Raw genomic sequence first — 21,600 nt, forward strand, 5'->3', positions numbered from 1 at the left:
GTTCTCTCAGCAAGTGACGGGGATGGCGCGCGGCTCGGCCTTGTCGCGCGACAGGCTGTACAGAGTGACCGCGATGCCGGCCACCGTGATCAGCGCAGCCAGCCAGCTCAAGCCGCCCAGCCCGAAGGAACTGTTGACGACCAGGCCGCCCAGCCACGCGCCCAGCGCATTGCCCACATTGAAGGCACCGATGTTGAGGCTGGCCGCCAGGTTCTGGCCTGCGCCGTGCGCCTGCTGCAGCACGCGCATCTGCAGCGGCGCCACCGTGGCAAAAGAGGCCGCGCCCAGCAGCCCGACAAACACCACCGTGGCCACCGGCGAATGCAGCACAAAGCCCATCACGCCCAGCACCAGCGCGAGCGCGCCCAGTGTGAGCAGTAGCGACATCCGCAGCCCGCGGTCGGCCAGGCGTCCACCCAGCAGATTGCCCACAAAGAAGCCACCGCCAAACACCAGCAGGATGGGCGACACCGCCGCTTCGCTGAAGCCGGTGATCTGCGTGAGGATGGGCTGGATGTAGGTGAAGATCGCAAACAGGCCGGCGAAGCCGAGCACCGTCATCAAGAGGCCCAGCAGTACTTGCGGGCGGGCCAGGCCGGCCAGCTCTTGCCGGATGGTCGAGGTACCGTTTTCAGCCGCGCTGCGCGGCACAAAAATGGCCAGCACCACAAAGGCGAGCAAGCCGATCAGCGTCACCACCCAGAAAGTGGAACGCCAGCCGTAGTGCAGGCCCAGCCAGGCGCCAGCGGGCACGCCGAGCAGGGTGGCCAGCGACAGCCCGCTGAACATGATGGCGATGGCCGAGGCCTTGCGCTCGGGCGCGACCAGGCCGGTGGCCACGATGGAGCCCACGCCGAAGAAGGTGCCGTGCGCCATCGAGGTAATGACGCGGGCGGCCATGAGGCTGCCGTAGTCCGGCGCCAGCGCGCAGGCCAGGTTGCCCAGCGTGAAGATGGCCATGAGGGCCAGCAGCACGGTTTTGCGCGGCAGCTTGCGCGTGGCCAGCGTCAGCACCGGCGCGCCCACCGCCACGCCCAGCGCGTAGCCTGAAATCAGCAACCCCGCCGACGCGATGGTGACGCCCAGGTCGGCTGAGACCTGCAGCAGCAGGCCCATGATGACAAATTCTGTCGTGCCGATGCCAAAGGAGCCCGCGGTGAGGGCCAGCAGGCCTAACGGAAGTGAAGGGAGTGATTTGCGCGCATCCATGAAAGTCGCCTAAAAAGAGGATGTGCTGAGTGTGAAGACTAAGTGCTATCTTGACTAGAATGCCGCAAAGACAATCATTTATGAATTCAATTCACAATAATTCACGCAAAAATACCAGTTCATGCCCCGCATAGACGTCAACCGCTCCGGCGAGATGGAGGCCTTTGTCCAGGTCGTGGACAAGGGCGGTTTTTCGGCTGCCGCCCGGCAGCTGTGCATGACCCCTTCGGCCGTCAGCAAGCTGGTGACCCGTCTGGAGGCGCGGCTGGGTACGCGGCTTGTCAACCGCACTACGCGCAAGTTGCAGCTCACACCCGAAGGCACGACGTTTTACGAGCAGAGCACGCGCGTGCTGGCCGACATGGACGAGGCCGAACGCGGTGCGGCCGCCGGCGCCATGCCGCGCGGGCGCGTCAGCATCAACGCCAGCATGCCCACCGCGCACTGCTTGCTGCTGCCGTTGGTGCCGGCCTTTCACGAGCGCTTTCCGGATATCTTGCTGGACATTACCTTGACCGACCGCGTGGTCGACTTGCTGGATGAGCGCACCGATGTGGCAATCCGCTGGGGTGCACTTGCGTCGTCCCAACTGGTGGCGCGGCGCCTGGGCGATACGGCGCAGGTGATTGTCGGCAGTCCCGGGTACCTCGCCCGGCACGGCACACCGCGCACACTGGAAGAGCTGGAAGTGCACCAGCGCCTGGCCCATACCTTCAAGCGCAATATGCATTACTGGCCGGTACGGGTAGACGGGCAGGTTCAGCAGTTGCCGATCACCGGCTATGCGCGTGCCAGCGACGGCGAGGCGCTGCGCCACCTGGTACTGGCGGGGGCGGGGCTAGCCCGCATGTCGATGTTCCACGTCGGCCGCGACATTGACGCGGGCCGCCTGGTGCCGGTGGCTGAAAGCCTGAACCCGGGCGAGCGCGAACCCATCCATGCAGTATTTGTCGGCCGGGGCGGCCGCTTGCCGGCGCGCGTGCGCGTGCTGCTGGATTTTCTGGTTGAGCAGGTCACGCAGGAGGTTCTTGATGGTGGCGGGCTCGGGCATGACTACCAGCTGCATCAACCCTGACGCCTGAATGCGCCCGCACACAAACAGTGCGTGAGCGCTAAGTACTACCCCCTACATAGGTTCCCTATGGTTGCAGCGAGATAACTTGCCTAGTATTGGTAACAAGTCGTAAGGCTGCAAGGCCGCTCCGGCCATGGAGATTTCTATGCACCGCAATTCTGTTCACACCTTGGGTCTTTCCCTTTTGCTGTTGGCATTGTCCAGCGCAAGTTTTGCGCAGGAGCGTTTCAGCGTATCCGCAGACAACCAGGAAGTCACCGACAGCCGCACCGGCCTGGTCTGGCGGCGTTGCGCGGAGGGCATGGTCTGGAAGGGCAAGACCTGCACCGGGCAACCGGCTTTCCTGAACCATCCCGATGCGGCCGCGCGTGCCAAGGCGGCTTCCGCGCCGGAGGCCCAATGGCGCTTGCCGATTCTCAAAGAACTCTCCAGCATCGTCTCTGCACGAGAGGCTGACGTGGACAAGGCGGCGATAGATCCGAATGCTTTTCCGGGCACGCCCGTGGCGCGCTTCTGGACATCGAGCAGCACCGGCCCGGGCTATTTCACCTTTGTGGGCTTCAGCGACGGCAGTGCCGGTGAAGCCCCGCGTGCCACGGCGGCCGTCGTGCGCCTGGTGCGCAATGCGAAGTAAGCGGCACCCAACGCCGGCAGCAGCCGGCGCATCGGCCCTCAGTCTTTGGCCACCTGCAGCACCAGTTTGCCGAAGTTCTCGCCGTTGAAAAGCTTGAGCAGTGTTTCCGGGAAGGTGTCCAGCCCCACGACGATGTCTTCCTTGCTTTTCATGGTGCCGGCCTTGAGATAGCCGGCCATCTCCGCCACACCGACGTGGTAGCGGTCGGCGTAATCAAATACCACGATGCCTTCCATGCGGGCGCGATTGACCAGCAGCGATAAATAATTGGCGGGGCCCTTCACGGGCGTGGTGTTGTTGTATTGGCTGATGGCGCCGCAGATGATGATGCGGGCACCGCGCGCCAGCCGCGCCAGCACCATGTCCAGGATCTCGCCGCCCACGTTGTCAAAGTAGATGTCGATGCCCTTGGGGCAATGTTCCTTCAATCCGGCACGCACGTCGCCGTTCTTGTAGTCGATGCAGGCGTCAAAGCCCAGTTCCTTGACCACCCAGTCGCACTTGGCCTTGCCCCCGGCAATGCCCACCACCCGGCAACCCTTGAGCTTGGCGATCTGGCCTACTGTCTGGCCCACGGCGCCGGCCGCGCCGGAAACCACGACGGTTTCGCCGGCCTTGGGCAGGCCGACTTCCAGCAGGCCGAAGTAGCCGGTCATGCCGGGCAGGCCCAGCACATTAAGCCAGGATGTGAGGCCCAGGCGCGGGTCGATCTTGAACATGCCGCTGCGCTTGATCTGGTCGGCCGGGATCAGGCAATATTCCTGCACGTCGAGTGCGGCGTTCACGTAGTCGCCCACGGCAAAGGCCGGGTTTTGCGAGGCGATCACTTTGCCCACACCGCCGGCACGCATCACGGCGCCGATTTCCACCGGCGGGATGTAGCTTTTGGCGTCGTTCATCCAGCCGCGCATGGCCGGGTCCAGCGACAGGTACAGGGTTTTGACGAGCACGCCGCCCGGGCCGGGTTCGGCCACGGGCTCGGTGGTGAAGCTCCAGTTGTCGCGTGTGGGCAAGCCGACGGGGCGGCTTGCCAGGCGAATCTGGTGGTTGGCTAAGGTGGCGATGGCGCTCATGGTGGTCTCCGCTGAATTGGGGAAGGTTGTCGCCAGGATGGTAGCGGCGACCGGGCTTTGCACCAGTCGCGCAGGCGATTCGCGCGGCGGGCTGGCAAGGTTTGGGTTTATGCTTTAGAGATGAAACTCCACAACTATTTCCGCTCTTCTTCGTCGTTTCGTGTACGCATTGCGATGGAGCTCAAGGGCCTGAGCTACGACTACATTCCTGTGCACATTGCCAAAGGGGAGCACAAGCAGCCGCCTTACGCCGCCCTGGCCGCCGACACCCTGGTGCCCCTGCTGGAAGTCGATGGGGAAAAGCTGTCGCAGTCGATGGCCATCATCGAATACCTGGATGAAAAACACCCGGAACCGGCCTTGCTGCCGGCGGATGCATTGGGCCGCGCCAAGGTGCGCGCGCTGGCGCAGTCCATTGCCTGCGAAATCCATCCCGTCAACAACCTGCGCGTCCTGAAATACCTGGTCAAGGAACTCAAGCTCGACGAAGCTGCAAAGAACGCCTGGTATGTGCACTGGTGCCGTGAAGGCCTGGAGGCCTTTGAACGCCAGCTGGCCCAATTGCCGGCATCGACCTATTGCTATGGCGATACACCGACACTGGCTGATTGCTGCCTGGTGCCGCAGATATTCAATGCCAAACGCTTTAACGTGAGTTTTGACGGACTGCCGCGCACCATGGCCGCGTTCGACGCCTGTATGGCGCTGCCGGCCTTCCAGAAAGCCCAGCCTTCGGCCTGCCCCGACAACGAAGCCTAAATATGTGGCCCCCACGTTCCCCACTTCGTGTGGTTCACGAGGCCTTGCAGGCCGCGGCTGGCGAGACGCTACGCCTCTGTCGCCTGTCCAAACCTGCTCAAGCAGGTTCGGAGCCGCAGGCTCCAGCCCCTCAGGGGCCAATTTTCCTGGGGGCGGCCCGTCGGAAAATTACCGGTGCCTGTTTTGCATACTGATTGGCTGATTCCCGACTGGCCGGCGCCTGCCGGCGTGCGTGCAGTGTTCACCACACGTGCCGGTGGCGTGTCGCCCGTTCCCTATGACAGCCTGAACCTGGGTGACCACGTCGGCGACCAGCCGGCCCATGTTGCGGCGAACCGCGATGTGCTGCGGCGGGCAACGGGCAGCCACCCGGTGTTCCTTCAGCAGGTGCATGGCAGCGAGGTGCTGGTGTTGAGCGCCGATGCCGCCGACGGCCAGACAGCCGATGCCTGCGTGACGGATCAGGCGGGACTTGCCTGCACCATCATGGTGGCCGATTGCTTGCCGGTGCTGTTCGCGAGCGAAGAGGGCGCTGTGGTGGCCGCAGCGCATGCGGGCTGGCGCGGGCTGGCAGGAAGCCCGACGGGCCCGCACGGTGTACTTGAGGCAGTTTATGAGTCATTTCGGGCTCTGGCCCAACAAAAACAAGCGCAATCAGCTATCAAAATAATAGCATGGCTCGGACCGTGCATCGGGCCTGCAGCGTTCGAAGTCGGCGCTGAAGTCAAGGCCGCATTCGAAACCGTTCAGTCTGACGCCGGCCGCTGCTTTACGCCGTGCGGCAGCGATAAATACTTGGCCGACTTGCCGGCGCTGGCGCGGTTGCGCCTCAAGGCGATGGGGATTACACAGGTGTACGGCAATGATGGCAGCGATGCATGGTGCACCGCGGGCAATCCGTCAAGGTTCTTTTCCCACCGGCGGGATGCCGGCGTCACTGGTAATGGGTTTGGCGCCACGGGGCGCATGGCCGCCTGTATCTGGCGCGTGTGACGGTGAGGGTTTGTCTGGGGCTGCGTCCGCGTCTGCAGTTTGCTGCAGGCGCTCCTCTGCTGCGCGCTTCTTGATCGCCTTGCTGCGGGCAGGTGCACCCATCAGGTAAACCACCAATGCCACAGGACCCAGTCCATAGAGTACAAAGGTGACCAGTGCCCCCAGAAGTGTGCCGTTGCTGTTGGTGGCTTCGGCAACACTCATCATGAGCACAACGTAAATCCAGGCGATGACAATCAAATACATAAATACGTAGAACTCCGCGGCCCTGGTGAGCAATTTGTAATGCAAATCCTACGATACTGTTGGTGTGCTCAAAAGAGTCACCAGGACTCAACATGGATCGGGGAGACAAGATGAATTTTGACGCAAAGCAGGCCGAAGCGGCCCGGCAGATGCAAGACACCTTTGCGGCAGGCCTGCAGCAGGCCATGAGTGTCATGGCAAACGCCGGATCAAGCGCCGGCTTCAATACTGGTGCAAACAACGGATTTGCGCCAATGGGTGCATTCAGCACAGGCCAGACCCCACCGGCACTCCAGTTCGATCCGGCCAGGCTCCAGGAATTGCAGCAGCGCTATATCGCGGACGCCTCAGCCCTGTGGAACCAGGGGTTGCAGGACGGCGCCGATACGCTGGTGTCTTCTGACCGCAGGTTTTCAAGCGCGGCCTGGAAGACCAACCCCGTCTCGAAATTTTCGGCTTCCACCTATCTGCTGAACGCCCGCACCCTCATGGCCCTGGCCGACGCCGTCGAAGGCGACGCAAAGACCCGCGCACGCGTGCGCTTCGCGGTCGAGCAATGGATGGCGGCCACGGCGCCCAGCAATTTCCTGGCGCTCAATGCAGAGGCACAGCAAAAAGCCATCGAGAGCCAGGGCGAAAGCATCGCCCAGGGTCTCACCAATCTGCTGCACGATCTGAAGCAGGGCCACGTATCCATGACCGACGAGCGTGTGTTCGAAGTCGGTAAAAACGTTGCCACCACCGAAGGCGCGGTGGTGTTTGAAAATGAATTCTTTCAACTGCTGGAGTACAAGCCCCTGACGGCAAAGGTGTACGAAAAGCCTTTCCTGCTGATCCCGCCATGCATCAACAAGTTCTACATCCTTGACCTGCAGCCCGAGAACTCGCTGATCCGCTATGCCGTCAGCCAGGGCCACCGCACCTTCGTGGTGAGCTGGCGCAATCCGGACGAGTCGATGGCCCGGAAGACGTGGGACGACTACATCGAGCACGCCGCCATCAAGGCGATCGAGGTAGTGCAGGAGATCACCGGCGCCAAGACCCTGAACGCACTGGGTTTTTGCGTGGGCGGCACCATCCTCGGAACAGCGCTGTCCGTGCTGGCCGCACAGGGTAGAAAGCCGGTGGCCAGTGCCACGTTGCTCACCTCGTTTCTTGATTTCACCGACACCGGCATCCTTGATATCTTCATCGACGAAACCTCGGTCAAGTACCGTGAGGCCGAGATGGGGGAGGGCGGCTTGCTCAAGGGGCAAGACCTGGCTTCCACCTTCAGCTTCCTGCGACCAAACGACCTTGTCTGGAATTACGTGGTCGGCAATTACCTGAAGGGCGAAACACCGCCTCCGTTTGACCTGCTGTACTGGAACAGCGACTCCACCAACCTGCCGGGCCCGTTTTACGCCTGGTACCTGCGCAATACCTATTTTGAGAACAATCTCATCAAGCCGGGCAAGACCGTGGTGTGCGGCCAGAAAGTAGACTTGCGCAAGGTCGACATTCCTGTGTACATCTACGGCTCGCGTGAAGACCACATCGTGCCGATTGGCGGCGCCTATGCCTCCACGCAGCACTTGCCTGGAAAAAAACGTTTTGTCATGGGTGCTTCCGGCCATATTGCGGGTGTGATCAACCCGCCGGCCAAGAAAAAACGAAGCTACTGGACCCGTGACAAGCTGCCACAGGGGAAGTTTCCCGCGACGCAAGCCGGTTGGCTCGAAGGCGCGACAGAACATCCTGGCAGCTGGTGGACGGATTGGTCGGAATGGCTCAAGGGCCATGCTGGCAAGCAAATTGCTGCACCCAAAACCTATGGCAGCCGCAAGTACAAAGCCATCGAGCCTGCGCCGGGCCGCTATGTCAAGGCAAAAGCCTGACACAGCAAGCCGCGCCTCTCAGACCGCATTTATAAACGCATTCATAAACGCATCCTAAAACTTCAAAAGGGACACATCATGGAAGACATCGTTATCGTTGCTGCCGGCCGCACCGGCGTCGGTAAATTCGGCGGCTCGCTCGCCAAAATACCCGCAACCGAGCTCGGCGCAGCCGTCATCAAGGGTGTGCTGGAGCGTTCCGGCCTCAGCGCCGACCAGCTCGGCGAGGTCATCATGGGCCAGGTTCTGACCGCCGGTGTCGGCCAGAACCCGGCACGCCAGTCGGTCATCAAGGCAGGTTTTCCCAACGGCATTCCGGGCCTGACCATCAATGCGGTCTGCGGCTCCGGCCTCAAAGCCGTCATGCTGGCAGCGCAGGCTGTGGCCACGGGTGACAGCGAAATCGTCATTGCCGGCGGCCAGGAAAACATGAGCGCCGCGCCGCACGTACTCAACGGTTCGCGCGACGGCCAGCGCATGGGCGACTGGAAGATGATCGACTCCATGATCGTCGACGGCCTGTGGGATGTCTACAACCAGTACCACATGGGCATTACCGCCGAAAACGTGGCGAAGAAATACGAGATTAGCCGCGAGGCGCAGGACGCCTTGGCCCTGGGCAGCCAGACCAAGGCCGCGGCCGCGCAGGACGCCGGCAAGTTCAAGGATGAAATCATCTCCATCACCATTCCGCAGAAAAAAGGTGATCCGGTGGTATTTGCCGCGGACGAATTCATCAACCGCAAAACCAGCGCCGAAGGCCTGGCGGGCCTGCGCCCAGCGTTTGACAAGGCTGGTGGTGTGACGGCCGGTAATGCCTCGGGCCTGAATGACGGCGCTGCCGCGGTGATGGTCATGACGGCCAAAAAAGCCGCCGCACTGGGCCTCAAGCCATTGGCGCGCATCGCCAGCTACGCAACCACCGGTCTCGACCCGGCCTACATGGGCATGGGCCCGGTACCCGCGTCGACCAAGGCGCTGCAGCGCGCAGGCTGGAAGGCCCAGGACCTCGACCTGCTCGAAATCAACGAAGCCTTTGCTGCCCAGGCCTGCGCGGTGAACAAGGAGATGGGCTGGGACACCAGCAAGGTCAACGTCAACGGCGGCGCCATCGCGATCGGCCACCCGATTGGCGCGTCCGGCTGCCGCATCCTGGTGACGCTGCTGCACGAAATGGCGCGGCGCGATGCGAAAAAAGGGATTGCCAGCCTCTGCATCGGCGGCGGCATGGGGGTTGCCCTCACACTGGAACGCTGAATATAAGGTAAAAGAGGCTGAGACTGGCTTGCACCGTGCGCAAGCAGCTATTAAATCGATAGCGAATCACGGTGGGCCGTTCGGCAGGGAAGTCATCAGGTAAACGGTTTCGAATAATTCACAAAATCAAGGAGAGCGAAATGGCAAAGAAAGTAGCGTATGTCACGGGCGGTATGGGCGGCATTGGAACTGCCATCTGCCAACGGCTGGACAAGGATGGGTTCACGGTGATCGCCGGATGCGGCCCCACGCGCGACTTCACCAAATGGCTCGACGAGCAAAAAGCCCTGGGCCATACTTTTTATGCTTCCGTGGGAAACGTCGGCGACTGGGATTCCACCGTCACGGCCTTTGACAAGGTCAAGGCCGAGCATGGCCCCGTGGCTGTGCTGGTCAACAACGCCGGCATCACGCGCGATGGCCAGTTCCGCAAGATGAGCAAGGCCGATTGGGATGCCGTGATCTCCACCAACCTCAACAGCATGTTCAACGTGACCAAACAGGTCATCGAGGGCATGATTGAAGCGGGTTTCGGGCGCATCATCAACATCTCGTCGGTCAACGGCCAGAAGGGCCAGTTCGGCCAGGTGAACTATTCCACCGCCAAGGCCGGCCTGCACGGCTTCACGATGGCGCTGGCGCAAGAGGTGGCCGCCAAGGGCGTGACGGTCAACACGGTAAGCCCCGGCTATATCGGCACCGACATGGTCAAAGCCATACGCCCTGACGTGCTGGAGAAAATCGTCGCAGGCGTGCCCGCCAAACGGCTCGGCCAGCCCGAGGAGATTGCCTCCATCATTTCCTGGATCGCGTCCGATGAAGGCGGCTACGCCACCGGCGCCGACTTCTCGCTCAATGGCGGCCTGCACATGGGCTGAGCACCGTCGTCCGGGCGGTTGATCAAAACCCGCTTCGGCGGGTTTTTTAATGTCTGACTGTTTGGCGTAAACAACCTGCGAACGCGTGGGGAATTGGCCATGGGCCATTTCAATCGTCTGTAGTAAATTAAAGAGACATGTTCTACGGGGACAGCCCGCATGCCGGGCTGCGTCGCAGGCTTTCCCTTGAGTCTGAACGGGCTCTTGATCGTTTCCAGAAGGAATCCCTTTCGCATGCCCCATAGCGTTTCCCTGATCAGCACGATTGCCGCCGGCTTGGGTCTGGCCCTGATTTTTGGTTTTCTCGCCGTGCGGCTGCGTTTGCCCGCGCTGGTGGGTTACCTGCTCGCGGGTGTGATCATCGGGCCGTTCACGCCCGGCTTTGTGGCGGATGCGGAGATCGCGAGCCAGCTCGCTGAAATCGGGGTGATGCTGCTGATGTTCGGCGTCGGGCTTCATTTCTCGCTGGACGACCTGCTGGCGGTGCGCAAGATCGCGGTGCCTGGCGCCATCGTGCAGATGACGGTTGCCACCGCGCTCGGCATGGGCCTTGCGCACTGGTGGGGCTGGAACCTCGGCGGGGCGCTGGTGTTTGGCCTGTCGCTGTCGGTCGCCAGTACCGTGGTGCTGCTTCGGGCCCTTGAAAGCCGCGGCATCCTCGACTCGGTCAATGGGCGGATTGCCGTGGGTTGGCTGGTCGTGGAGGACCTGGCCATGGTGCTGGTGCTCGTTCTTCTTCCGCCGCTGGGCGGCTGGCTGTCGGGCAAGGTCGATGCCGATGTCAATGCGCTGTGGAAAACACTGGGCATTACGCTGCTGCAGGTGGGCGGTTTTGTGGCGCTGATGCTGGTGGTGGGGCGCCGCTTCTTCCCCTGGGTGCTGTGGCAGGTGCAGCGCACTGGCTCGCGCGAGCTTTTCACGCTGTGCGTGGTGGCCGCCGCCGTGAGCATCGCGTTCGGCGCGACGGCGCTGTTTGGTGTGTCCTTTGCGCTCGGCGCCTTCTTCGCCGGCATGGTGATGCGCGAATCTGAATTCAGCCACCGGGCTGCTGAAGAGTCGCTGCCATTGCGCGACGCTTTCGCCGTGCTGTTTTTCGTGTCGGTGGGCATGTTGTTCGACCCCTGGGTATTGCTGGAGCGGCCACTGCAGGTGCTGGCCGTGGTGGGCATCATCATCGTCGGCAAGACATTGGCGGCCGGCTTGCTGGTGATGGTATTTCGCTATCCCCTGAACACCGCGCTCACCGTCTCGGCCAGTCTCGCGCAGATCGGCGAGTTCTCGTTCATTCTGGTGGGCCTGGGTGCATCGCTGGGTCTGCTGCCCCCCGAAGGGCAAAGCCTGGTGCTGGCGGGTGCGCTGATCTCGATTGCACTCAACCAGCTGGTCTTCAAGGCCGTTGAACCCTTGCAGCAATGGATCCTGGCGAAGTCACCCCTGGCGCGCAAGCTGGAGGCCCGCGATGACCCGACGGCGGAGCTGCCGGTCACGACCGACCAGAAGTATTTGTCGAATCATGTGGTGCTGGTGGGCTATGGACGGGTAGGACGGCGCATCGCCGATGCACTGAAGTCCCATCACATTCCGTTTGTGGTGGCAGAGCAGAATCGCGAGGCAGTGGAACAGCTTCGGGAACAGGGTATCGCGGCCGTGTCTGGCGATGCGGTGGAGGCGGAAGTTCTGGTTCAGGCTCACATCGCGCAGGCGCGCATGCTCGTGATCGCGACGCCCGACACGCTGGACGTCAGACGTATGGTCGCCACTGCGCGTTCACTGAATCCGGCCATTGAAACCGTGGTACGCACCCACAACGAGGCCGAGGCGCGCCTGCTCGACAACGAGAAGGCCGGCAAGGTCTTCCTCGGTGAACAGGAGCTGGCGCAGTCCATGGCGCGCCATGTGCTGGAGCGCGCCGGCACCGCGGGCGCGTCAACCGCAGCGCATTAGGTGCTTGCTTTTGCCCGCAACACGGCGGAGCGCACCAGCGCAAGCCTGTCGTTGCCGAAATACATGTCGTCACCCACAAAGAAGGTGGGTGAACCGAACGCACCGCGCCGGATCGCTTCGTCGGTGTTGGCCTTGAGCTGCTCCTTGATATCGGGTTGTGCAATGCCGGTCAAAAATGCCTCCGCGTTGATGCCGGTCTGTCGGCAGATGGCGGCCAGCACCTCGTCTTGGGAGATGTCTTCCTCACGGGTGAAATACGCCGCGAAGGTGGCTTCGACAAACTCAAGGTAGTGCAGCTCGGCCGTGGCATCCTGTGCAATCCACAGACAGCCGCGCATGGCCTTGACACTGTTGACCGGAAATACCTGGGGTGGAAATGAAATCTTCAGGCCCGCTTGGCGCGCGTTGTCCTGCACGTCCTTGAGCGTATAGCGGTTCTTCGGCGAATTCATGTCTTCCCGCGCGGCATAAATGCCTTTGTTGACGCTGTTGAAGATGCCTCCTACCAGCACCGGCCGCCAGCGAATGGCTTCCCCTAACTCGGCTGCCAGCGGCTGGATGTTGCGAAAAGCGATGTAGGTCCAGGGGCTGGAGCAGTCGAAGAAGAATTCAATCATGGGTATCTCGATTTTTGAGGAAGGAAAAGGGGGTCAGGAAACCTTGTGCGCGCCGTCCCGTACGCTTTGCGCTGTCTGGCCAAACAGGGCCTTGCGTGCCTCATCGGTCAGCGCCGGTGCGCGCAGTTCCTTGCCCAGGTTCAGCCCGCGTTTGACGGCAGGCCTTTCAAACAGGGCGTCGTACCAGCGTTGTACATGGGGAAATTTTTGCAAGTCAACCTGCTGAGCCTTGTGTGTACGCACCCAGGGAAAGATGGCCATGTCGGCGATGGAGTAAGCAGCACCCGCCACATGCACACCGGTTCGTGCCAGTTGCGCATCGAGCACGCCGTAAAGGCGGTCCACTTCCTTGCTGTAGCGCTCGATCGCATAGGGGATTTTGTCCGGCGCATACAAAAGAAAATGCCCGTTTTGCCCCGCCATGGGACCGAGCCCACCCATCTGCCACATCAGCCACTGCATAGCCTGGTAGCGCTCGCGCAATTCGGCAGGCAGAAAGCGGCCGGTCTTTTCAGCCAGGTACACCAGGATGGCGCCGCTCTCAAACACCGCCACAGGCGCCCCGCCGCCGGCAGGCGCGTGGTCGACGATGGCCGGCATGCGGTTGTTGGGGCTGATCGCGAGAAATTCCGGCGTGAACTGCTCACCCTTGCCGATGTTCACCGGGACCAGCCGGTAAGGCAGGCCGCATTCTTCCAGCATGATGGAAATTTTCCAGCCGTTGGGTGTAGGCCAGTAGTGCAGGTCAATCATGGGAAATCCTCGGGGTTTTTGAACTTGTTGAGCGTTAGATCAATGGCGCCAGCTGTGGATGGTCGGCGGCGATTTGCCGGGCTTCGTTGCCGCCCGGCTCCATCATCCGGAAGTCGGAAAAATCAAAGCCCGGACCCACCATGCAGGCCATGAGGGTGTAGCCCATCGCGGCATTCGCCTGTGGCCTGGCTGCCTGCCAAAGGCCGGCCTCTACAACGTGTTGAGGGGTGGTTGCTACGCTGACAGGGCCCAGCGCCGTGCTGCTCAGGCGGTTGTCCTCCGCGTTCCATGTCCAGAGATCGAGTGGTGCGCCCTCCAGATGGACCCACACTTCGTCAGAAAGAACGCGGTGCCAGCGAGAGTGCTGTGTGGCGTCAAGCAGAAAGTAAATAGAGGTCAGTGCGTTGCGCACCGGTCTTCCGTCCTGCGGCGCAACTTGCTGTGTGGAGCGGAACACCTCGCAGTACCAGCCTCCTTCGGGATGCGGTTTCAGCCGCAGCTGTTCAATGAGCTGGCGGGCGCGGGGCGCTGTAGTGAATGGATCTGGCGTGTGGCTGGGCAGGGGCATGAGGCGCAGTGTGCCTTAAACCCGGGCCGGTTTTCAATCTGCCCCGATGGTCCTTGGGCACCTGCGGGACAGGCGTTACTCCAGGTCCTCGATCGCCAGGCTGTGGTACTTCTGCGCATAGGAAAAAGGCACCCTCCGCACGACCTCCATGATGCGCTCCGTGGCGTCTTTGGACGGCACCGGAATCATCAGCGCGTGGTGGCCTTCCCGTGCGAGGTCCACGTACTTGTGAACTGTTGCGCCCTCAGTGCCGACACGCGGCAGGCTCACGTCCGAATGGCCATCCGCCTTGCCGATGTCTTCGAGGATGTCTTCCGGTGTCAGCAGCATGATGCCGTTACTGGCCATTTCCAGTTCATGGGCCACGTGCCTGGCGTCTTCAAGATTCGGGAACATGATGAAGGCGTAGCCGGTGGGGTAAAAGACACCCCCCATACTGAGCATTTTTTTGGTCAGTTCGAAGTTCTTCATGGCGAGTCCTTTCATGCATTGCGTTGGTTCAACGAATCATTAAGGCGCGAAAACTGTAAATTCCCGGTCAGCAATCACATCCTCTTCCTGTCAGACGCAGACGTCAAGTCAGGCCCGAGGCTCACCTCTTATGCCAGCAGGGGCCGCAGGCGCAGCGGCCCCCTCAGGGGGCAGGAAGCTACACGAAGTGAGCGACCGTGGGGGCTACAAGTCCTCTAGCTTGATGGTCGGCTCAGCCATCACACGCACCGTGCTTTGCAGGCCCTGCAGGAGCTGGTTGGCGAAGTAGCTGCTCTGGGTGTCGGGCTCCAGTGCAGCAAACACCAGGTTGCCAAGCGGTTGATTCAGCGGCACGTAGTAGCTGCCGCGAGGCACGTCCACCACGCCGCGTGTCAGGCTGACCTGGACTTTGAGAACGGCCTTGGCGTCGGCGATGGTGCCGCGTACGTCCTGGCGTTCGCCCGAGGTGCTGGAAGTTTCCCGATAGCTGTCGCCGAGCATGGAACCCTGTTCGGCAACGCGCTGTACCTGGACGCCGTGCAGCCGCAGCCGGTCGACGGCCACGGTGGAGGCCGCCGACAGCCAATAGCCGCAGGGGCGTGCGCGAGCTTTAAGGACGCGCAGCGCAAGGGCAGAATCCCAGTCCACGGACACGGTCTTGTCGGCGCCTGTCACGGGGTCGAGCATGAGCAGGTCGTACTGTGCGGAAGTAGGCGCTGCCTCCACGACTGCTTCCTCCTTGCAGGCTTTGGCGCCGACTTCCTTGTCGAGGTAGGGCCGCAGCTGTTGCAGCTCGTTCGCGCGCTGGGCGGTGCTCGCCAGCGCACTGGTGATGGCTGTCACATGGGTGTGAACGCGCCGCTGGATATGCAGGCGGCCAATGCCAACTCCGCGTGTTTCGATCAGCAGGCTGATGGCGTTTTTCAGTCCATAAACATTTCGGCCGGTGTCGGGTTGGGTGCCGCCCATCGAGATTTTTTTGTCGGCCAGGTCGCTTGAGGTGGTGTAGTACCACTCCGTGGTGAGGTTTTGGCCTTTGAGGGCTGCCAGCAGAGGGCGCCGGTACCACTCTTCCGCGGCCTTGGTCAAAAACTCGGGCAGGTTGGCGGTGGCGGCGTACTGGAACAGCGCGTCGAATTTCTGCACGCTGCCGAACTTCTGCAGGAAGCGGCCCACGACCGTGTACTCATGGGCGTCGACTACCACGGTGGGGTGGTAATCGCGGGCGAGCCTGGCAAGCGCCTGGGCTTCCGGCGTGTTGAGCAGCATGTGGTCGCGGTTCATGTCCAGCCCGCCTGTGGTCGCACGTTGCTCATTCGCTGCACCATCAGGATTGGCGCGCGGAACAATCACCACATTGATGCGGTCCAGGGCAGGCTGCAGCAAACCTTGGGCAAGCTCCCGAGCGATGACCAGCAGCGCTTCGCTGCCGGCAGGCTCGTCGCCGTGCTGCTGGCCTACCAGCAGCACCGTGGGCTTGCCTGCTGACTGCATTACCGTGGGGTCCGTGCCGCCGGCGCGGGTCAGGACCAGTGCTTCAAGTGTTTCACCGCGCTGTGACCGGCCAATGGGCAGCACGGCAGCCCTGACCCCGGGCGTGCGGGAAGCTGCGGCGGCCTGCTCGCGCAGCCATGCCTGGATCTCGGCCTGCGTGGTGAACGTGGTGCGGCCGGCTTGAAGCCCTGGCGTGTTGTAAACAACGGAGGGTGCCGGAAAGCGCGCGGCAACCGCGTCGCTATAAGGTGCGGGTTGGCCGACCGTTGCTGTTGGGGGCGCGACGGGCGAGGTCTGGACCGCAGCGGCCACAGGCGCAGGACGTTGCGCGGCGGGCGCTGGGGCTGGTGAGGGCGCAGAAGTCTGCGTGGAGGGTGGCGTCCATGGCGGAAGCGGTACCGAAGTGCAGGCGATTAGCAACGTCAGCGGAAGCAGTGCGACAAGCGGATGTATCCGGAATGTGGGCGGAACGTGTGCGTGTGAGGTGGAGTTGTGCGGCATGGTCGGCGTCATTTGTTCCTGCACTTCAGGGCCTGAACTGTTCGAAGAGGTGTAGCCGCCCATATTACCCGCTTGGCAGCCCGCAGCGCGCGGGTTCGGGCGAATTAGACGGACCTCTGCAGCAAGGCCGCCACGGTTTTCGCTCGGCTCCGCCAGGTTCCTGTATTCCTACAAAAGCGCTCCCGGGTTTCCCACAAATCTCGCGCGAGCGTCGGCCTAAATTGGCTGGGCGATTGGTTTTGCCGGCCGCATTGAATTTCAACCCACAAACAGACTGACCATTAACCCCAAAGAGGATCCCCATGAGCAAAGCACCTCCAAAAAAGCACGATGCTGTAGATCTGCTGGATGCCGACCATATTGCCGTTAAAAAGCTTTTCACCACATTCAGGAAGTTATGCGACAGCCATGCGTCCGGCGAGGAGAAGCGCGAAGTAGCCGACAAGATCTGCCAGGAGCTGACGGTACACGCGCAAATTGAAGAAGAAATCTTCTATCCTCAAGTTCGCGCGGCCATCAACGACGACGCGCTGCTCGACGAGGCGGAAGTGGAGCACGGTACGGCCAAGGACCTGATCGCGCAGATATCGGGAATGGACCCGGAAGACGACCTGTATGACGCCCGCGTGACGGTACTGGGCGAATACATCGACCACCACGTGAAGGAAGAGCGCGAGGAAATGTTCGTCAAAGCCCGCAAGTCCAGGCTGGACCTGGTTGCATTGGCCGACGAGCTGAGCCAGCGCAAAATGGAGCTGATGGACGAATTCAAGACCGCTGAAGTCTGACAGGGTTTCAGCCGGTTGCGCAGGCCAAGACCCTGCGCAGCTGCGGGTGCGTCCTTTCTGGGAAAATGGGGCTATGTCAGCCCTTTTTCCATTTCCCGCTGCGCCTGCATCTGGCGCCTCTGCCGCATTGCCGGGCCATCCCTGGCGGCTGAGCGTGGCGCCGATGATGGACTGGACCGACCGGCATTGCCGCCACTTTCACCGGTTGCTGTCGCGCCACGCCTTGCTTTACACCGAAATGGTGACCACGGGTGCCTTGATCCACGGTGACGTGGAGCGCCACTTGCGCTTCAACGCCGAAGAACATCCTGTGGCGTTACAGCTGGGCGGCAGCGAGCCGGTGGATCTGGCGCGCTGCGCGCAGCTGGGCGAACAATGGGGCTATGACGAAATCAACCTCAACTGCGGGTGTCCCAGCGAGCGCGTGCAGCGCGGGGCTTTCGGTGCCTGCCTGATGGCCGAGCCGCAGCTAGTGGCTGATTGCGTGAAAGCCATGGTCGATGTGGTCGATGTGCCGGTCACGGTGAAGCACCGCATCGGCATCGACAAGGCTGAAAGCTATGAGTTTGTGCGCGACTTTGTGGGTACGGTGAGCGAGGCCGGTTGCAAGGTCTTTATCGTGCATGCGCGCAATGCCTGGCTCAAGGGCCTTTCCCCCAAGGAAAACCGCGAGGTGCCGCCGCTGCGTTATGAGCTCGTGCATCGCCTCAAGCAGGAATTTCCGCACCTTGTCATCTGTATCAATGGTGGCCTGAACACGCTGGAACAGGTGTCACAGCAGCTAAACGTGCTCGACGGCGTGATGATCGGCCGTGAGGCCTATCACAACCCCTGGTGGCTGGCTTCCTGGGACAGCGCCTTCTTCGGCGCTGCCGAATCCCTGCCAACCCGTGAAGCTGTGGAGTCGCAGATGTGTGACTACATGGTGCGCGAGGCTGCCGAGCATGGCACGCCCAAGAGCGCCATTGCGCGCCACATGCTGGGTCTGCGCAACGGCTTGCCTGGTGCGCGGCGTTGGCGCCAGGTCTGGAGCGACCACCGCTTGCGCGACTTGCCGCCGCATGCCGTGATGGCGCTGGCACACGAAATGCCGGCTTTATCGCCATCAGTGCTTGTCGACACCACCACCATGGCCGATGCCTGATTCCGCGCAAAAACAGGCGCGCCAGGCATTGGCCTTGCTCTGGCTGGTACCGGCGCTCTGGACGGTCAACTACATTGTGGCGCGCAAGGCGCCGGGCGTGATAGGCCCCTATCTGCTGGCTTTCGGGCGCTGGGGCCTGGTGGCATTGTTTCTGCTGGTGCTCACGCGGTCCGAGCTGTGGCGCCAGCGCAGCCACATTGCCAAGGTGTGGTGGCAGTACCTGGTGCTGGGCACCCTGGGCATGGTGATTTGTGGCGCTTGGGTCTACCAGGGGGCACGTTCCACTGGTGCGATGAATATCGCGCTTATTTATGCGGCGTCGCCGGTGCTGATAGGTCTGGGGGCGGTGATCTGGCTTGGTGAGCGCCTGGGCCTGCGCCAGGGCTTGGGCGTGGTGCTGGCTATTGCCGGCGTGCTGCATGTGGTGGTCAAAGGCCAGTGGACGGCACTGGCCGGTGTGCAGTTCTCGGCGGGAGACCTGTGGATCGTGGCTGCCACGGTGTCATGGGCGGCCTATGCCTTGCTGCAAAAGCAGTGGCCCAGCCCGCTTGGCGCCACGGCCCGGCTGGCGGCCATCTGCGCAGGCGGTAGCCTGGTGTTGCTTCCCTTGACTGTGTGGGAAATGTCGCGGCCTGATGTCCTGCCGTTAAGCGGCTACGGGCTGTGGCTGATCGTGGTGGCCGCGATTGTGCCGGGACTGGGCGCGTACTGGATTTACGGCTGGGCGCAAAAAATCCTGGGCGCCAGCCGTGTGGCGGTGTCGCTTTACCTGGGCCCCCTCTATGCGGCACTGGCTGCCTGGGTTGTGCTGGGCGAACCGTTGGGCTGGCACCACGCGTTGGGTGCTGCATTGATATTGCCGGGCGTATTTTTTGTAACGGGCGCCGACAAGGGGCTGACTAAAAAACATTCAGGGCCGATACTGACAGAAGGCACTTGAAATTCCTGACACGCATTGGTGACTTCAGCTAGTGGCCTGCTGTTTGTCCATGCAATGCGTGTGTGTGATTTTTGTCTGTTGAATGCGCTCCGGGTTTGAAATGAATCGCGGCCAGCGATTTTGCATTCTTCAACAAAACATTCAAAGCTGCCTGATTGCCTGCGCACTGAGCTATTAAAAAAATAGCAAACTCAACGACCATGAAGACAGACGTGCGATGGTGCCGACATAGTGCACACACGCATACATATCGTCCGCATTCGTTAAAAAATACGCTGTACCTATTCGCGCATTTGGAAAATAATGGAGACGATTGTTCCTTGGAACTTTCCGTTGACGCTGCGATCTATCAATCGCATGGTGTGAGATAACAGTCGATGCATTGCGCGGAATCTGAAGCAGATTTCCATCACGAGTCGGGGTGCTTCGGTTCCCGCGCGCAAAGGAGGCTTTATGGATGTCGTCCGTAATTTTCTGACGCGTTATGAACAGACGCGAGAAGAGGAGCTGTCCATTGAGGACTACCTCGACGCCTGCAAGCGCAGTCCTCTCGTCTACGCCACTGCGGCTGAGCGGATGCTCGCCGCCATTGGCGAGCCTGAACTGCTGGACACCCGGCATGACCAGCGCCTGTCGCGCCTGTTCGGCAACAAGGTCATCAAGATCTACCCGGCGTTCCGCGACTTCTACGGCCTGGAGGATCCCATCGAGCAGGTGGTCTCTTACTTCCGCCATGCCGCGCAGGGCCTGGAAGAGAAAAAGCAAATTCTGTACTTGCTCGGCCCGGTGGGCGGCGGCAAGTCGTCCATCGCCGAGCGGCTCAAACAGCTGATGGAGCAGGTACCTTTTTACGCCTTGAAGGGCTCGCCTGTTAATGAGTCTCCGCTGAGCCTGTTCAATAATGCAGAGGACCTTCCGCTGCTCGAATCCCAGTACGGCATTGCACCGCGTTACCTGCAGCGGGTCATGTCGCCGTGGGCGGTCAAGCGCCTCGAGGAGTACGGTGGCGACATTCGCCGGTTCCGCGTGGTCAAGCGCTTTCCTTCCATCCTGAAGCAGTGCGCCATTTCCAAAACAGAGCCCGGCGACGAGAACAACCAGGACATCTCTTCGCTGGTCGGCAAGATCGACATCCGCAAGCTGGAGACTTACGCCCAGGACGATCCCGACGCATACAGCTATTCCGGCGGCCTGTGCCTGTCCAACCAGGGCCTGCTTGAATTTGTCGAGATGTTCAAGGCGCCCATCAAGGTGCTGCATCCCTTGCTGACCGCCACCCAGGAGGGCAACTTCAAGGGCACGGAGGGCTTTGGCGCCATTCCCTTCGACGGCATTGTGATGGCGCACTCCAACGAAAGCGAGTGGAAGGCTTTCAAGAACAACAGGAACAACGAGGCTTTCCTGGACCGGATCTACATCGTCAAGATTCCGTATTGTCTGCGCGTGTCGGAGGAGGTGAAGATTTATGAAAAGCTGATTCACAACTCCTCGCTGCGCAACGCCATCTGCGCCCCCGGCACCTTGAAGATGATGGCGCAGTTTGCTGTGCTGACGCGCCTGAAGGAGCCCGAGAGCTCCAGCATTTTCAGCAAGCTGCAGGTGTATGACGGTGAAAACCTCAAGGACACCGATCCGAAAGCCAAGAGCTACCAGGAATACCGCGACTATGCGGGCGTCGATGAGGGAATGAATGGGATCTCGACGCGCTTTGCCTTCAAGATTTTGTCCAAGGTGTTCAACTTCGACTCCACCGAAATCGCGGCCAACCCGGTGCATTTGATGTATGTACTGGAGCAGCAGATCGAGCGCGAGCAGTTCCCGCCTGAGACCGAGCAGAAGTACCTGGCCTACATCAAGGAAATCCTGGCCATGCGTTATGCCGAGTTCATCGGCAAGGAAATCCAGACGGCCTACCTGGAGTCCTATTCGGAATATGGGCAGAACATTTTCGACCGTTATGTGACCTACGCCGATTTCTGGATCCAGGACCAGGAATACCGCGATACCGATACCGGTGAAATCTTCGACCGCTCGGCGCTCAATGCCGAGCTCGAGAAAATCGAGAAGCCCGCCGGCATCAGCAACCCGAAAGATTTCCGTAACGAGATTGTCAATTTCGTGTTGCGCGCACGCGCCAACAACGCGGGCAAGAACCCGGTCTGGACCAGCTACGAAAAACTCCGCACCGTGATCGAGAAAAAAATGTTCTCGAACACCGAAGACCTGTTGCCGGTGATTTCGTTCAACGCCAAGGCCAGCGCGGACGAGCAGCAAAAACACGAAGACTTCGTCAACCGCATGGTCGCCAAGGGGTATACCACGCGGCAGGTCCGGTTGCTGTGCGACTGGTACCTGCGGGTACGCAAGAGTTCCTGAGGC

The 21,600-nt window shown here is 61.3% G+C and carries 19 protein-coding genes; 12 read left to right on the top strand and 7 right to left on the bottom strand.

Features of this window, described 5'->3' with window-relative positions; all coding sequences use genetic code 11:
- Nucleotides 1-6 precede the first annotated feature (6 nt).
- Nucleotides 7-1,209 (bottom strand): MFS transporter, encoded by a 1,203-nt coding sequence (locus ACXJKE_RS09735; protein ID WP_457280381.1) that lies wholly within the window; start codon nt 1,207-1,209, stop codon nt 7-9.
- A gap of 121 nt (nt 1,210-1,330) precedes the next feature.
- Between ACXJKE_RS09735 and ACXJKE_RS09740 the strand changes: the two genes are divergently transcribed.
- A complete protein-coding gene (locus tag ACXJKE_RS09740; protein ID WP_457280382.1) occupies nt 1,331-2,284 on the top strand; it encodes a LysR family transcriptional regulator in 954 nt (317 codons plus the stop codon).
- 169 nt (nt 2,285-2,453) lie between these two features.
- The gene (locus ACXJKE_RS09745) at nt 2,454-2,918 is read left to right on the top strand and encodes an Lcl C-terminal domain-containing protein (protein WP_457280383.1); all 465 of its coding nucleotides are present in this window, start codon (nt 2,454-2,456) and stop codon (nt 2,916-2,918) included.
- 38 nt (nt 2,919-2,956) lie between these two features.
- Here the strand turns inward: ACXJKE_RS09745 and ACXJKE_RS09750 are convergent, their stop codons facing one another.
- Nucleotides 2,957-3,991: an NADP-dependent oxidoreductase gene (locus tag ACXJKE_RS09750; protein WP_457280384.1), complete on the bottom strand. Its 1,035-nt coding sequence runs from the start codon at nt 3,989-3,991 to the stop codon at nt 2,957-2,959.
- A 120-nt stretch (nt 3,992-4,111) separates the two neighbouring features.
- On the opposite strand from ACXJKE_RS09750, the gene maiA reads away from it, so the two are divergent.
- The 6 genes from maiA (at nt 4,112) to ybaL (ending at nt 11,945) form a co-directional block, all read left to right on the top strand.
- Complete coding sequence (gene maiA, locus ACXJKE_RS09755; RefSeq protein ID WP_457280385.1) at nt 4,112-4,750, top strand: maleylacetoacetate isomerase; 639 nt, start codon at nt 4,112-4,114, stop codon at nt 4,748-4,750.
- A 183-nt stretch (nt 4,751-4,933) separates the two neighbouring features.
- Complete coding sequence (pgeF, locus tag ACXJKE_RS09760; RefSeq protein ID WP_457280386.1) at nt 4,934-5,743, top strand: peptidoglycan editing factor PgeF; 810 nt, start codon at nt 4,934-4,936, stop codon at nt 5,741-5,743.
- A 356-nt stretch (nt 5,744-6,099) separates the two neighbouring features.
- Nucleotides 6,100-7,866: a class I poly(R)-hydroxyalkanoic acid synthase gene (phaC, locus tag ACXJKE_RS09765; RefSeq protein WP_457280387.1), complete on the top strand. Its 1,767-nt coding sequence runs from the start codon at nt 6,100-6,102 to the stop codon at nt 7,864-7,866.
- A gap of 78 nt (nt 7,867-7,944) precedes the next feature.
- Nucleotides 7,945-9,123 carry an acetyl-CoA C-acetyltransferase gene (locus ACXJKE_RS09770; protein ID WP_457280388.1) on the top strand — a complete coding sequence of 393 codons (1,179 nt, stop codon included), beginning with the start codon at nt 7,945-7,947 and terminating at the stop codon, nt 9,121-9,123.
- A gap of 140 nt (nt 9,124-9,263) precedes the next feature.
- Nucleotides 9,264-10,001 carry an acetoacetyl-CoA reductase gene (phbB, locus tag ACXJKE_RS09775; RefSeq protein WP_457280389.1) on the top strand — a complete coding sequence of 246 codons (738 nt, stop codon included), beginning with the start codon at nt 9,264-9,266 and terminating at the stop codon, nt 9,999-10,001.
- Nucleotides 10,002-10,235: 234 nt separating this feature from the next.
- On the top strand, nt 10,236-11,945 hold the full coding sequence (gene ybaL, locus ACXJKE_RS09780) for a YbaL family putative K(+) efflux transporter (protein WP_457280390.1): 1,710 nt from the start codon (nt 10,236-10,238) through the stop codon (nt 11,943-11,945).
- Here ybaL and ACXJKE_RS09785 read toward each other — a convergent pair.
- The 5 genes from ACXJKE_RS09785 to ACXJKE_RS09805 form a co-directional block, all read right to left on the bottom strand.
- Nucleotides 11,942-12,562 carry a DsbA family protein gene (locus ACXJKE_RS09785; protein ID WP_457280391.1) on the bottom strand — a complete coding sequence of 207 codons (621 nt, stop codon included), beginning with the start codon at nt 12,560-12,562 and terminating at the stop codon, nt 11,942-11,944. The genes ybaL and ACXJKE_RS09785 overlap by 4 nt on opposite strands.
- A gap of 33 nt (nt 12,563-12,595) precedes the next feature.
- Nucleotides 12,596-13,315: a glutathione binding-like protein gene (locus ACXJKE_RS09790; RefSeq protein ID WP_457280392.1), complete on the bottom strand. Its 720-nt coding sequence runs from the start codon at nt 13,313-13,315 to the stop codon at nt 12,596-12,598.
- 34 nt (nt 13,316-13,349) lie between these two features.
- Nucleotides 13,350-13,883 carry a cupin domain-containing protein gene (locus tag ACXJKE_RS09795; RefSeq protein ID WP_457280393.1) on the bottom strand — a complete coding sequence of 178 codons (534 nt, stop codon included), beginning with the start codon at nt 13,881-13,883 and terminating at the stop codon, nt 13,350-13,352.
- Between the two features lie 75 nt (nt 13,884-13,958).
- Nucleotides 13,959-14,354 carry an RNA-binding protein gene (locus tag ACXJKE_RS09800; protein ID WP_457280394.1) on the bottom strand — a complete coding sequence of 132 codons (396 nt, stop codon included), beginning with the start codon at nt 14,352-14,354 and terminating at the stop codon, nt 13,959-13,961.
- Nucleotides 14,355-14,558: 204 nt separating this feature from the next.
- Nucleotides 14,559-16,349 (bottom strand): M14 family metallopeptidase, encoded by a 1,791-nt coding sequence (locus ACXJKE_RS09805; protein ID WP_457280970.1) that lies wholly within the window; start codon nt 16,347-16,349, stop codon nt 14,559-14,561.
- Between the two features lie 302 nt (nt 16,350-16,651).
- Here ACXJKE_RS09805 and ACXJKE_RS09810 point away from each other — a divergent pair, with 302 nt between their 5' ends.
- The 4 genes from ACXJKE_RS09810 (at nt 16,652) to ACXJKE_RS09825 (ending at nt 21,597) form a co-directional block, all read left to right on the top strand.
- On the top strand, nt 16,652-17,137 hold the full coding sequence (locus ACXJKE_RS09810; protein WP_457280395.1) for a hemerythrin domain-containing protein: 486 nt from the start codon (nt 16,652-16,654) through the stop codon (nt 17,135-17,137).
- Between the two features lie 73 nt (nt 17,138-17,210).
- Entirely contained in the window at nt 17,211-18,281 is a 1,071-nt protein-coding gene (dusA, locus tag ACXJKE_RS09815; RefSeq protein WP_457280396.1) for a tRNA dihydrouridine(20/20a) synthase DusA, read from the top strand.
- Nucleotides 18,274-19,221 (top strand): DMT family transporter, encoded by a 948-nt coding sequence (locus ACXJKE_RS09820; RefSeq protein ID WP_457280397.1) that lies wholly within the window; start codon nt 18,274-18,276, stop codon nt 19,219-19,221. Before dusA ends, ACXJKE_RS09820 begins: the two co-directional genes overlap by 8 nt.
- A gap of 453 nt (nt 19,222-19,674) precedes the next feature.
- Entirely contained in the window at nt 19,675-21,597 is a 1,923-nt protein-coding gene (locus ACXJKE_RS09825; protein ID WP_457280398.1) for a PrkA family serine protein kinase, read from the top strand.
- Nucleotides 21,598-21,600 lie beyond the last annotated feature (3 nt).

The organism is Polaromonas sp. P5_D5 (genome assembly GCF_054049435.1).